This window comes from Alteromonas sp. a30, assembly GCF_026788005.1.
GTDB lineage: Bacteria > Pseudomonadota > Gammaproteobacteria > Enterobacterales > Alteromonadaceae > Paraneptunicella.
Map to the genome: position 1 here is coordinate 93,825 of NZ_JABEPE010000004.1, position 15,006 is coordinate 108,830.

Below are 15,006 nucleotides of genomic sequence, written 5' to 3' on the forward strand. Positions count from 1 at the left end.
CTCTCCTAAATGACGGTTTGATTAATCAAAGCCGCAATTTGCGCTCGATGTTGATTCAGAAAAAAGTGATCGCCGGGATACACATGTACATCCGCGCCAGTGGAAGATAACTGTCGCCAGGCAGAAAGTGCCTCAGTGCTTACGCGAGGATCAGCATCACCACCTAACACAGTAAAAGGCACACCAAGGTCATCACGGATGCGGTATTCAAAGCTTTCACAGGCGGTAAGGTCTGCCCGTAAAATGGGCAATATTTGGGCGATAAGTTCAGGATGTTTCTTTACTTCATCAGGAATACCGCCCATGGCAATAATGGCTTTTAAAAAGCCGATTTTATCGAGTTGGTGAACCGGGTTTTCTTCTTGTAAAAATGGCGCTCTGGCACCGGAAAAGAACAAGTGTTGTGGGCGTTTAAGGTTATGCTCAACCAACGCTTTTTCGGTTAAAAACGCCACATAAGCGCCCATGCTATGACCAAAAAAAGCGAAAGGAATGGCCAGATGCGGACGCATCGCTGGCACCAAGCCATCAATTAACGCAGGCAAGTTTGTACAGGCCGTTTCATCCCCCCGAGATTCGCGCCCCGGATAATGCACCGCCACTAGCTCTACCTCTTCGCCTAAGTATTGCGCCCAAGGCCGATAAACCTCAGGCCCAGCACCTGCGTAGGGAAAGCAAAACAACCTAAACTTCGGGCTATCACTTTTTTTTATCCAGCGTAGCCAAACAACTTGCGACTTCACGTTACACCACTTGATTAACGACTTTTAATTACTCAGATTTCTCCAGCACAGGCGCTGTCTTTTCCGTTGTTTTATCCTTGTAGTAATCCTCTACAATTTGCCCTTCTGCAAAGCGCACCACACGGTCAGCAACATCGTAGTAGTAGTCATCGTGACTGATAACGATCAGGGTTTTCCCTTGTGCTTTAAGCTCTGGCAGAATTTCGTGATAGAAAACACGCTTAAATTCCGGGTCTTGGTCTGCTGCCCATTCATCGAAGAGATAAATATCGCGTCCTTCAATGAATGCCGTCAGCAATGCCAAACGTTTTTTCTGACCTTGAGACAAATCCAAAGTAGAAAGCTGACGGTCGATGATGGAAACCTTGTCTTGCAGTTGCAGACGATTGATGTAGTGCTCTGCTTTTTCATAACTGCTGTCATCAAAAATGCCGTACAAGGTTTTAAACAGGTAGTAATCCGAGAAAATGACCGAGAAATGTTGGCGGTACGCGTCTTTGGTTTCGGTCGTGACTTCTTTGCCATTAAAGATAATTTCCCCCGAAGTCTGTGAGTACAAACCAACAAATAAACGGGCAAAACTGCTTTTACCTGAACCATTGCCACCAATGACAAAAACTAACTCGCCAGGTTTAAACGCAATATTGAGGGGACCCAAGGTAAACCCAGACTCGCCTTCTTCGTGCTCGTATTCGTAGCAAAAATCTTTTAGTTCAATTGATTCAAATTGCTCAATGCTTCTGTGCGCAGCTTCAGACAAATCGTTGATGTCACGCTCGTCATCTTTTTGCAGAGATAAATCTAACGACTGAATTTTCTCCATGGAGATGTCTGCACTGTGGAACACAGGAAACGACCCAACAATCGCTGAAATCGGGCCACTCATGAATAACAGCATCAACACGAAGCCTGTTAGCACTTCGGCGGGATAAGTTGCATATTGGGTAACAACAAACAAAATAATCCCGATCAGAGCGTAGTAAATGAACTGCCCATAGGATTCAGCGACCGAGAAAATTTTGTTCCAGCCCCACGATAACTCCATCATTTTTTGTGCCGTTGGGCGCAGTTCTTCGTTAGAAAAACCTAAACGACGTTGTGCGTGAATTTTCAGTTCTTTGTTGCCATCAATCAGGCCGTTGTAGTGAGAGATGAGTTCATCCCATTTATCACGACCTTGTTCCAATAATGGACGCGTGCGACGCACGATAAGCTCGTGAATGAAAATGCCAAAGGAAAACAAAGTAAGGAAAATCAGCGATAATTCCCACGACAAGTAAAATAAGTAAGAGAAGCACCCAGTAATAATCGCCAAGTTGATGCATTGCACTGGGAATTGCGTTAAGGCTTCGGTTACGCGATGAATGTCTTCGGTTAACGCCGCCATTAAACGGTCGCCACCTTGACGCTCAATGTTACGTAGCGAAGAAAGTAAGATTTGATCACACAAGGCAAGTCGCATTTTACGCACCGCGCGCGTTGATAAACGCAATAAAGCCAAACGTGAAGATAACTCTGCCATCAAGGCAATAAAGGCAACCGCCATGAAGATTGCTGCGGTATATTCAGCCGGGTTTTCGATTTTGGAGACCCGCTCATTCACTAGCGCAATCATAAAGGAGCTAGCAACACCGCTGATAACACCTGTGCCAATGGATAGCACCAAAAGCCAAGGCGAATATTTAATTAAAAAGGGTAAGACTTTCATTGGTCATTCCTGTTTGCTGGCCCGAGGGCCAGCGTTAAACTTTTATTCTTCGGACAATTCACGCAGTAAGGCGTCAACTTCGTCGGCAGACATTTCGCTCAAATCGTCTTCCACGTTTTCCGTGCTAACGTCTTCGCTTGCTGCCACTTCGGTTTCCCCTTCTAGCATCTGATTTTTCAAAATCTCAGCCAGTTCGTTGATGTCATAGCCTTTCAGCAAGGTGAAGGTTTGGATAACCACATCCACGTAACCTTCAATCCGTGTTTTCAGCTCAAGCGCCACAATAGAATCCAAACCTAGCGCCGTAAGTGGCGTTGTTAGGCTGACGGATTCAGGGCTGAGCATCATGGCTTGACTCACGGCTCTTACCAGTGCGTCTTTCACCGCTTCAAGCTGCTTTTCACTATCCCAATTTAGGATGTGTTCACGGGTAATCTTGCTCATCTGGCTTTGCGACAATGCTTGCTCTGGTACGAGATTGCTCACGAATGGCAACACCGCAATCGTTGGGAAGTAACGACTCCAAAGCGCCCAATCCATTGGTAAGCTGGCAACGCAACCTTGCAGTTTTTGCTCAATAAGCTCGTCCAATAACGCTAAGCCTTTTTCCAATGCAATGGTGCCGATACCGTGCTCAGAGAGTTTGTCTAAGTTTTCCTCAGCCGCGGCCATACCAACGTCTTCCCAAGGTCCCCAACACACGCTCGTGCCCGGCAAACCTTGCAATTTCCGGTATTCGGATAAGCCATCCAAGAAGCCATTCGCCGCCGAGTAGTTACTTTGTCCCGGAGAGCCAATAGCAGAAGCCAATGATGAGAACATCACGAAGAAGTCGAGATCGTCTTGCTGTGAATGCACATGCAAGTTCCAAGAGCCTTGCACTTTGGCGGCAAAAACATCGAGGAAATGATCTTGTTCGAGTTGCAATAACAAGGCGTTACGCAACATACCTGCCGCATGGAATATCCCTTTGAGTGGCGGCAATGATTCACGTAGCGTTGCAAATAATTGCTTCACTTGTTCTTCATCTGCGACATCCACTGGGAAGGTGGTCACTTTCGCGCCCAACATTTCGATAGCCGCGATTTCGTCCATTTGTTTCAGTGACGGTGCTCGACGCCCTAACAACACCAAGTTGCCAGCACCTTGACGCGCTAAACGTTTCGCTAATGACAAGCCCAATCCACCGAGGCCACCTGTCACTAAATAGGTGGCATCTTTGTGGTAAACAGAGTTTTGTGCTGTGTGCTCTCCTTCTGGCAATGTCAGAATAAACGGAGCATTGGCTTCAACGGCGATTTCGTTGTCGGTAAGCATTTGCACAACTTGTACATCCGCTTTAATGCGCCCTTTTTGCAAGCCTTCAATGACGTATTCAAGCGAGGCTTTTACAAGGTCATAGTTGTGGGACACTAAGTCGTGAATGTCTACCGCTCGCAACGCTTGGTTTGCGGTTAAGCGTAAGCGTTGCAAGTTCGCGCCCAAGCCTTGAGCTTCTGATGCCATGTCGATGAAAGTGCCGAAGCTGTGCATAAAGCCGCTGACATGTAACAAATCGGCATGGGTTAAGCAGTTAACGAACAAATCCACGCCGCGTTGTTTGGTTTGGAAATGCACGTTTTCTTGGGTGCAATCGGCAAGTGAGCCCATTAAGGTCACATGGCGATATTGCTCCGTATCAAGGTGCTGCGCAGACGTTGCCAACACTTTGGCACCAACCAGTTTCGCCAGTACGGCGAACGCAGAACCCAGCGCGGTTTCAATACCATTAACCCACACGTATTGGCCTTTTTGAATTTTGCCAAAATAACTCAACACGAGATGAGCGATCACGTTAGGCTGAATGGAACAACCGAACTTCGCGAGTGAGAAGTCACCTTCAACCTGCGTCAGCGCGTCTTTGTTCACACAAATATGGTTGCTTAAGGTGACAGGTATCATGGAGAACACGGTTTCTTGCGTGTCGGCAACGACGCCCGACCACAAGTTTACCTGTGGTACACCGCCTTCATGGGTGAGCTGCGACGGCGCAATTAACACCTGATTCACATCCACACTCACTTGGTCTGCTCCAGCGAGTTCACGATAAGACTTCTGTTTACTTAAGTAACACGTGTCTTCATCCCAGCGCGGCACTAATTCGTAATCTGGATATTCTCGTTCTTGAGAACCGGCTTCTGGATCGAAGCGATAATTCATACGCGCAACAAAACGCTTACCCTGACGAATCGCGACTTGATCTTCTTTACTATTGGAAGAGATTTCTGTGCACAGCACATCCATATCGTCTTCGTCGTATTCAGTGGGCAAGTCGATACGAGAAATAGCATATTCAGGATGCTCAATAGCCACACTCTTACAGAAGCCCCAAATCGACGCTTGCGCCGGTTCAATGTTGTCACCTTCGAGCACGTTTTGACCATTCTGAGTGAGCATGTATACCCGAGGGCGTCCTGAAATGGCTTGCTTCGAAGCTGCTCCCATGGTGTAAGCCGCACTGATAATCGATAGGAACATGTCATGTCGGAAGTTCGCTAATTCAGTGTCAGCAAAAGGGTGTGTATCCAAAGCCCAGGCGTGAACAATGCCGATACATTGGCGATTGCCTTCAATGAACAAGGTTCGAATTAACGTGTCGATACTTTCTTGTGAAGTAGGATCAACCAAATAATCGCCCTTGTCATCGGTACCAAAAGCGTCACCTGTGCTCACTTTCAAGAAGCGCTGATGATTGTAGTTTAACCACGCACTCAATTGGCTAGATACGCCTTTGCTATCAGCTAATAGCAACCAGTAACCATTTTCACTATGAGGACGGGATTGTGTATCCACTTCTGGGGATTCTTCCCACTCGAAGAAATATTGCCAATAATCGGTATTTTGTGGCATCCCAGCATTACGACTGTGGCTATCGCTCGCAACAAACGACAAGCTGTTTAGCGTGAGCAATAACACGCCTTCTTGGTCGTAAACGAACACATCAAAATCGGCAGCTTTTTCGGGGGTGTCTTTTAACGAGACCTCCACGTATCTTGCCGACTTTTCGGCGCTAATCTGATTAACCGCGTTAATACCATCCATGTCGGTGTGGCTACCGGCAGTGCCTTGAACCACTTTACACATCTGTTCGATGGTATCGACTAAACGAGGATCTAAGGTGTAACCTTCGTTCTCAAGCGGAGCAAGTTCAGCAACCGCAACGCGTGAATCAAACCATAGGTTAGTAATGCCTTGGTTAGCGGCGCCGTACTCAAGTCCCATTTCAGCGAACTTTTTGTACAACACAATATTCGGGAAGCTTTCTAAGCCTTGAACGCGTTCTTCCAATACAAACTTATTTAACGTTGCATTTGGCAAACGCTGCGCCGGAGGCACTAAGCTGGCTTCTGCGAGTGTGCGCCAGTTATTTGCTTTACCTTCTTCACTGTTTTCTTGAACACGAATTTCTAACGTTTTAAAGCCAACCGCTTGCTCGAACACAAACGCTTGAACCGCCGGCAATGCCTGACCTTCTTTTAGAATTGCAGGCGAATGCAGTTTGACGCCTTGTAGTTCTAACGGTGATTCTTCACTTTGGATTTTGCTGATAGCTTGAGCAAGCTCAACCGCCACACCATTTGGTAGACGGCTTTCGCCATTCACTCGCAATGATGTTAAGTACGCACTGATATGGTGATCCAAACGGACTTCCCAGCCTGTTTGTGCAATTGGCAAACGCACTTGCAAATACGGGTGATGCAACAAACGACTACGCGCTTCAACATGTGGACCATCTAACCAGAAGCGTTGTTGATCCCACGCGTAGCTTGGCAAGCGAGGTTCAAATACCGGATATAACTTTTGCAATGCGCAATGCGGCTCCAGACCAGCTACAAACAAGTCGCCGATAGATTTAGCGAAACTTTCTTGTTCTTGTTCATCTTTTTGTAAACTCGCCACCACCTGACAACTTGGAACAAATTGCTCAGCCGTTTTGCGAATAACACGTTGCAGAACGGGTCTTGCTGAAATCTCTACAAAGCTGGTGTAACCCGAGTTCACTAAGGTTTCGATCCCGGCCTTGAACATGACTTTTTCACGCAAGTTTTCACCCCAGTATTCTGGGGTGAGTAATCCGCCTTGCGCGAGCCATTCGCCAGACACGGTTGAAACAAGTGGGATTTTCGCAGGCATCGGTTTTAAGAAGCTAAGCGCTTTAATCAAATCATGCTTGCTATCTTCCATTTGATAACTATGGAAAGCGTAGTTAACGGGTAGTTTCACACAGGCAATGCCTGCATTTTCGAGTCTGTCGGTGACACGGTGTAGCGTGTCAACATCACCAGACAATACCAATGTTGTTGGGCCATTAATGGCTGCTACATCGACTTTATCAGCATGGGTTTCTAGGTATGGTTGCACTTCTTCAAGTGTCGATTCCACACTCACCATTAGGCCGTGACCCGTTGCTGCTTGCATTAAGCGCGCACGAATAATGATTAGGTGACACGCTTCTGAGAAGGAAATGCAACCTGCGACGTACGCTGCGGTAACTTCACCAATACTGTGACCGACAACGGCACTTGGTTGATAACCTTGATACTGCCAAAGCGCGGTTAAGCCGACTTGAATCGCGAATATGGCTGGCTGCGCAATTTCGGTGTCATCTAAGCGCGAGTCTGCTTCGTCTTTGTGCAGCTCTTCAATGAGTGACCAATCCGTGTATTGCGCCATTTCTTTATCGCACATTTCTACCTGTTCACGGAAAACTGGCTCACTAGCAAACAGTTCACGTCCCATTGCCCACCATTGTTGGCCTTGTCCAGCGTAAACAAAGGCCAGCTTTTGGTCGTCTACTTCATTCAAGGCACTGCCAACAACAGCACTTGGATGATAGGTTTCTTCCGACACCGCTTGTAATGCTTTCACAAGCGTGTCCGGTGATTTACCTGTCACTAAGGCTCTGTGCGCGAGATGCTCGCGATGCGTAAACAATGAATTAGATAAAGCTGCAAGCGATGCTTTATCTGGATTGGCATTAACATAGTCAGCTATTTTTGAAGCCAATCCTTGTAAAGACACTTTGCTTTTAGCACTAATGGGCAACATCCACTGCTCAGGCAGGTCACTGGGTAGTTCAGGTGCCGCTTCATTTTCGTACTCTTCTAATACGATATGAACATTTGTACCGCCAACACCAAAGCTATTGACCCCGATAAGCGCAGGTCTATCGTGCTTACGAAGTGTGCCGGTTTCGGTTTGTACCGCTGCGCGAATGTTGTCGAAATCAATGGCAGGATTTGGCGTTTCAAAGTTTAAGCTTTTCGGTGCAATGTTGTTTTCCAACATCATTGTCACCTTAATTAAGCTAGCAATCCCTGCCGCAGATTCGGCGTGACCAATGTTGGTTTTAACGGAGCCGATATTGCATTTGGTATTGTCATCCGCACCAATTTTTAATACTTCGCCCAGTGCGTTAACTTCAATGGGATCACCTAACGATGTTCCTGTACCGTGACATTCAACGTAATCGAAATCTCCCGGTTGAATGCCAGCATCGGCACACGCAGCAAGCACTACTCGTTGTTGTGCTTCACCGTTTGGCGCAGAAATACCTGATGATTTACCGTCTTGGTTGGTGGCACTGCCACGGATAACCGCACAAATGTGATTACCGTCTGCTTTTGCTTTTGAAAGTGGTTTAAGTAATACCAAACCAATCCCTTCTGCACGCACATAACCATTGGCTTTTTCGTCAAAGGTTTTACATTTGCCATCAGGTGCCATCATCCCAGCTTTGGTCAATGACATGGTGACGTTTGGTGAAAGCAATATATTCACACCACCTGCTAATGCCATGCTGCATTCGCCACTTCGAATGCTCTTACACGCCATATGCACCGACGTTAATGACGAGGAGCACGCGGTATCAACGGCTAAAGCGGGGCCTCGCAAGTTATAAAAATGTGAGATACGACTAGCGGCGTTGGTTAGCGCTGAGCCTAAACCGGCATAGGAGTCGGCAAGGGTTTCGTCGCCAAACTGAAGCTGTGCATAGTCACTACCGGAAATACCAACAACAACCGAGGTATTGCTTTCTTCCATACTTGACGGCTTAACGCCCGCATTCTCGAAAGTTTCCCAAGCCACTTCCATTAACAAGCGGTGAGCAGGGTCCATACGCACACATTCACGCACAGACAAGCTAAAGAAGTTACGGTCAAATTGGTCAATATCAGAAATAAAGCCCGCACGACGCGTATTCATTTTGCCGACGGCTAATGAGTTTTCGTGGTATACGCTATCGATGTCCCAGCGATCTTCTGGCACTTCAATTAAGCTATCCACGCCTTCACACAAGTTTTCCCAAAATTCGAATTTATTTTTCGCGCCGGGAAAACGACAAGCAACACCAATGATGGCGATAGGCTCATCTTTACTGCCATCACTGTCGAAGTTTTCTTCAAGTAACTCATCAACAGATTTAAAGTCGGTATCGGAAGCCGGTTTAAAGTCAGCAATGTTATGTGCAATCTTTTCAACCGTTTCAAATTCTGCCAAGTAACTTGGCGGTAATAAACGACCATATTGTTTTTGTAGGTCGTTAGACAAAATCGACAACTTCGAGCCTGATAAACCAATATCGGATAGGTTTTTATCACGATACTGTTCTGGATTATCAGTTTGTAAATGTTTACCAAGCTGTGTGAACAACCAGTTCAGTTCATCGGTAAATGCAACGCTTTCTTGTTCTGGCTCAGGCGCTTCTACGGCTTGAACTTTTTTCGCATCTTTGGGTTTTTCGTAAAGGGTTTCGTAATCCAAGGTGCCATTGAGGAAATCTTGGCGGCATTGGTTACGACGAATTTTGCCTGATGTGGTGCGCGGCAGTTTGCGGGTAACGGCTAATACATAATCAACCGCCAGCTCGTGGTTTTCTAATAACGCACTGATGACTTCGTCTGCAAGTTGCGGATCGCTGTCTTCGTTTTTCTTTAAGCCAAGCAGAACCACTAAACGCTCTTGATCGTCAACATCAACAGAGAAGGCAACGCTTTCCGCTACTTTGTCGCCTAACTTAGCTTCTATCGAGGTTTCAATGTCAGCGGCGTGGTGATTCGAACCATGAATTAAAATGAGATCTTTGATTCGACCACAAACATATAATTCGTTGTGGAATAAGAAACCAATATCGCCGGTACGGAAATAGCCGTTTTCATCACCACCTTCTAACGCAACATTGTAGTGATGTTGGTTATCTTCATCACGATTCCAGTAACCTTGGGTTGTTGAGCCGCCTCGAATCCAAATCTCTCCTACTTGGTTCGGTCCAACGAGTTGATGCGTTTCTGGGTCAACAATGGCGGCTTCAAATATGGAGCAAATCTGCCCGTTTGATACCAATCGACGTGCTTGTTTATCGCTGTCATCGCATGCAACCACTTTGCCGGCATCCAAGTCTCGTGAATTGAAACTACGCATATTTAAGGTGCGTGTTCTGCCTTTACCCGCAACTAATAATGTGGCTTCTGCGAGTCCATATGATGGGAAAAAAGCACTCTTTTGGAATCCAAATGAACTGAACTTATTGGTGAAGTTTTCAATCGTATGGGCACGAACGGGTTCCGCTGCAATGCCTGCACAAACCAAAGATGAAAGGTCTACCCCTTCACAATCGGCGTCTGCAATTTTCTGAACGCAGAGATCAAAAGCGAAGTTAGGCGCCATGGTAAAGTTAGCCTGATAATCACTAATAAGGCGTAACCAGTAAACCGGCTTTTGAATAAAGGTTTCCGGTGCCATAAAGACGGTTTGTCCCCCTTTATACACGGAATTGATTAAACCAAGCACCAAACCTAAATCATGGAAATGTGGCAACCAACTTGCCATAACCGATCCTGTATCTGCGTCAATTTCGCCGGTTAACAACTGCACTTGTTCAACCAAGTTTTGTTGCGTCACCATGACGCCTTTAGGTTCGCTTGTAGAGCCTGAGCTATACTGCAAGAAAGCCAACATATCACCCGTAATTTCGGGTAATTCTGTCGCTTGCGGCTCAGATTCCAGCCAGGAATCAATGCTCACTTTAGGGCAGTTGATTTGGTCGAATTTGCCTGATTCCGTTAATTCAGACGTTGTCAGCACTAACGCTGCGCCAGTATCTTCAACAATGGACGCTAAGCGATCAGCCTTTCCAGCAAAACGCGGCAATGGCACAGGTACGGCAACAACGCCCGCCTGCAAACAGCCATAAAAGCCATATAAGAACTCTAAACCACTGCGGAAGGCTAATACCACACGATCTTGAGGCTGTGTTTGCGAGCTTAAGTGTAACGCAACACGCTCAACCGTTTTGTTGAGTTGCTGATACGAAACACTTTCTACGATTTTCTCGCCATTTCTGCGATTAAACTTAACAAAACGATAAGCAATATCCTGACCACGAGCAGCAGCATGTTTATTAATGTATTGCGTGACAGAGTTGCATAAGTGGTCTACCTGATTACTCACACCTATATCTCCATTTGAAATCAGTACGATTGAGGTTGTTATTATTTTAAGTTCGCTAACATGAGCTTATTTAATGAACAGAAAGCGCATCCACAGGGTTAAGCCTGCTTGCTTTGATACACGGCGCCAGACCAGCAAATAACGACACGGTTAAGATCAGCATCGCTACACCAATTACCAGCCCGAGATCGACACCCGAGGTGTTGTAAAGCAATTCAACAATTGACGGCCAAATTGCAATGTATACGGCCAAACCAGCAAGCACTCCGATAACGGTCACTTGCAAATTCTGCCGCATGAAAAGAAGAATAATTTTGAAAGGCGTTGCTCCCATTGCCATGCGGATACCCACTTCTTGTTGGCGCTGGTTAGCAGAGCGACTCACGACGCCCAAAATACCAATGGACGTTAATAGTAGAGCAGAAATCCCAAGAATAGAGAGCAAGGAGGCAACCATTTGCAAGCTAAACATCGAGCCTTGCATGTACTCTTTCAGCGTCATATGCCAAGAAACAAACATGGCATTGCCTTGAGATTCCACTTGCTGGATATAAAGCTGCATGTCAGTCGTGCTTTTCGGTTGTAACTTCACATGCATAATCACGTTCGACCCGCTGTTCGCAAACTGAGCAAATGGAACATAGAAATAGGGCTGTGCATCTTCCGTTAAGGTGTCGATCTTACTGTTTGCGACGACCCCAACAATGGTCATATCACGTCCCCATCCACGAATATTGCGGCCCAATACAGTGCGGTTTGGGAAATAGCGATCCGCAAAGGCTTGGTTAACAACGGTAACGAAAGGAGATGCAGCGTCATCCGACGCTCTAAATTCACGTCCTTGAACGACCGAAATACCCATTGTTGAAAAGTAATCTTCACCAACAAAGTTACGATACAGCTTGGTATTCTCACCTTCGCGCGGGGTATAGCCCTCAATTTGAATCTCTTCCCATGAGCCACCGCTGCCGCCCAACGGCGCAAATTCAGCGTAAGAAACCTGCTGAACTTCACTCATCGAATTAAGACCTGAGCGAACACGTTGCACCTGACTCATTAACGTTTGGGTATCAGGAATATTGCTAGTTGCTGATAGGTTTAACAGCAATACACCTTCTGGATTAAAGCCCGGAGGAATATCTTTTATCTTGCTGGTATTGGCAACGAATGTACCGGCACAGGCAAGGGCTAAGAAGGCCAACATAACCTGAAAAATAACTAAAGCGGTACGCACATAAGAGGTTAAGCGACTGGTTGTTGACCCGCGCATACTCTCTTGCAAACTGGTTGCTAGGTTTTGTTGAGAAAGGTGCAAAGAAGGAATGGTGATAATACTGACACCGAAAATAAAGGTGATTACTGCACAATAAATAATGAGTGCCGGCGTGAGTAACCCCGATTGAGTGCTTAACATCAATAAAGACACGTTGGACTGCACTAAGATACCTTGCAGTACATAGATAAAGGTTAAGCTAAGTAACGAAGCAACCACTGAAAGCATCAAGCCTTCTAGTAGGAAAATCCAAATCACATCTAGGGTGGTCGCCCCCATTGCGCGGCGAATACTCACTTCTTTGCTTCGCTCAATTGCTTGTACGAGGGCCAGATTAATTAAGTTGGTACTAATAATGCCAAGTACCACGAAGCTGGCGACAAACAACACCACTAACAGCGCTGTAATTTCAGTGGGTCCACCTTCAGGCGACTCCATGAAAGGGTGCACCTTTGTGGCGATGCTTAGATTAGATGCGGGGAATTTGCTCTCAAGTCGCTGAGCCACTAGCGCTAACTGTGACTGAATCGCTGAAAGTGAACTTGACTCTGGAACACGAAGTAGCATTTTGAATGGTCGTGTTTTTCGGTCTTCAATCCAATTCGCTGAACCAGAAAAAACTCCGAGATCTGCTACAGGTAGCCAAAAGTCACGTTTATCCGTTGCACTTAGGCCGTTAAAACCCTGAGGTGCGACACCAATAATGGTATGGGAGACACCGTTAATGGTAATGCTGGTATCTAATGCTGCCTCATTTCCATTGAAATGCTGCTGCCAAAAACCATAGGAAATTACCACAACCGACGCAGCGCCAGGTTTTTCTATTTTATCGTCAACACTAAAAAAGCGACCTACATAGGGTTGTAGCCGCAATGTTTGGAAATAATTTTTTGAGACTAATTCCGCTGCGATAGGGTGCGTTTGACTATTAATTTGAGCGGATATGGGAAAATACTTATAAGCCAGTAGCGATGATAAATTCCCACCATCTTCTCGATAATCAATAAAATCTAGAAATGATGAATCGATAAAATCTTTATTTTCTACAACTGTGGTTACTGAATGCAATTGCTGTGAATTAGGGACCGCTGGTAACGGGTTGATAACATAGCTATTTATCCAGCCGAAAACTAAGGTGTTAACTGCAACACCTAATGCTAGAGAAACAACAATCACTAAAGAGGAAGCGACTCTTTTCTGTAGTTTTTTTAGAGTGTAAGTAAAATGGTTCATTAATTCTCAAACCCATATTTCCTGCAAACTCTAGGGCTTTAAGCACAACATATATAAAAATATAAGGCTTATAAGCACTGAAACTTTGCAATACTCGTCTTTATTAAATATCTCCATTAACGTTTGAAAGAAAAATGGATTAAATTAAAGACACTTGCCAAATGCCTAAAAAAAACATTACCATCACAAAAAAGTTAGGTAAAGTTTTATATTTCACAAAAGTAAAAGTGAACATTAATTACAAGACTAAAATAATTAATTAAAGGCAGTATTCTTGTGGGCGACATCAATATTTATGCGGATTCAGCAGACATCTATGATATTTTCGAATTTAAGGGAAAATCATTTACAGATATAACCGTCCAACAATTAACAGATTATTTTCGACAATTTAACGTTAAAACAGTGCTGGATATGAGCTGCGGGACCGGCGCACAATGCATCCCTATTGCACAACAAGGCTTCAACGTTACGGCAACGGATTTAAGTTTAGCGATGCTTGCTCAGGCCAAGAAAAAAGCAGGCAATACACCAAATTTACAGTTTAAACAGGCGAACATGATTACCGTCTCTGAAGGCGAATTTGATTGTATTTATTCCGCTTATAATGCTGTTGCTCACTTATCTAAATCTCAGCTTCAAGAAACCATCCTAAATGCAGCCCAACATTTAGCGCCAAATGGCATCTTAATATTTGATGTGTTTAGCGCTGAAGCAATGCCGTTTCTGCCTCGCAACAAGGTGTTGGATACGGCATTAGAAATGGGTGATACTCGTTATGTACGCTACACAAATTTTAATTTCGACATCACTAAAAATGCCGTTGATATTTGTCAGGAATACGTTATCCAGCGAGGCTTTGAAGACATTAAAGAGCTGATGCATAATTATTGCCTCCAAGCCTATCATCACGATGAATTAGCTGAAATGATTAAGCAAGCAGACCTGAAGTTAATTACGCTTTCTGTTGAAGGAATGAAGGATGTATTTAATGAGGACGGTGTGTGTCATTTCGTCGTTGCTCAGAAGCAATAGTATTACGCTATATCCTTATACAAGGATAAATTAATAACTGTACATTATCTGTACCAATCGGCCATTTATTGAATGGTCGACTGCACTCTAAACCCTTTCCTGATTACACAAAGATACACTCAATTACATATTAAAACATATTCATAAATATGAAATATTTATTAAATTCTTCACTAAAGAGTTAATCATTTTTAGCACCTAAAAATAAAAAACAACGTTTAATAAAAAGAGTAAGACAAAATTATTTATAAAAATCAGGTGCAAAAAACAATAATTGCACCTTAATACAAACCGTTAATTTAGATAATTTTTTTCACCCGCCATTATTTTTATTTCGCTTATACCAGCGAACCGCAACAAACACACCTGCAATAGCAACCCCCCATAATAACGCATGAAAAAGTTCGTGCTCCAATCCATCTCCCACAATTTCATCGTGGTGAGCATAAACAGGCGACGCTATAAAAATGGTCATTAGACTAAAAATTAATGTAATTTGATTTAACATCATATTTCCTATTTCA

6 protein-coding genes are annotated in these 15,006 nt (G+C 44.8%); 1 reads left to right on the forward strand and 5 read right to left on the reverse strand.

All coding sequences use genetic code 11. From position 1 onward, the window contains the following. Window positions 1-5 precede the first annotated feature (5 nt). From HJG39_RS05765 to HJG39_RS05780, 4 genes are all read right to left on the reverse strand, one after another. Entirely contained in the window at window positions 6-743 is a 738-nt protein-coding gene (locus HJG39_RS05765; protein WP_268407715.1) for a thioesterase II family protein, read from the reverse strand. Window positions 744-771: 28 nt separating this feature from the next. After that, window positions 772-2,451, reverse strand: a complete 1,680-nt coding sequence (locus HJG39_RS05770) for a cyclic peptide export ABC transporter (RefSeq protein ID WP_268407717.1) — start codon at window positions 2,449-2,451, stop codon at window positions 772-774. 42 nt (window positions 2,452-2,493) lie between these two features. Further along, the gene (locus HJG39_RS05775) at window positions 2,494-10,941 is read right to left on the reverse strand and encodes a type I polyketide synthase (protein ID WP_268407720.1); all 8,448 of its coding nucleotides are present in this window, start codon (window positions 10,939-10,941) and stop codon (window positions 2,494-2,496) included. A gap of 70 nt (window positions 10,942-11,011) precedes the next feature. Beyond that, a complete protein-coding gene (locus tag HJG39_RS05780; protein WP_268407721.1) occupies window positions 11,012-13,447 on the reverse strand; it encodes an ABC transporter permease in 2,436 nt (811 codons plus the stop codon). A 276-nt stretch (window positions 13,448-13,723) separates the two neighbouring features. Between HJG39_RS05780 and HJG39_RS05785 the strand changes: the two genes are divergently transcribed. After that, the gene (locus tag HJG39_RS05785; protein WP_268407723.1) at window positions 13,724-14,482 is read left to right on the forward strand and encodes a class I SAM-dependent methyltransferase; all 759 of its coding nucleotides are present in this window, start codon (window positions 13,724-13,726) and stop codon (window positions 14,480-14,482) included. Window positions 14,483-14,795: 313 nt separating this feature from the next. Here HJG39_RS05785 and HJG39_RS05790 read toward each other — a convergent pair whose 3' ends face one another. Next, window positions 14,796-14,990, reverse strand: coding sequence for a hypothetical protein (locus HJG39_RS05790; RefSeq protein WP_268407726.1), 195 nt, complete (start codon window positions 14,988-14,990; stop codon window positions 14,796-14,798). Window positions 14,991-15,006: the final 16 nt, after the last annotated feature.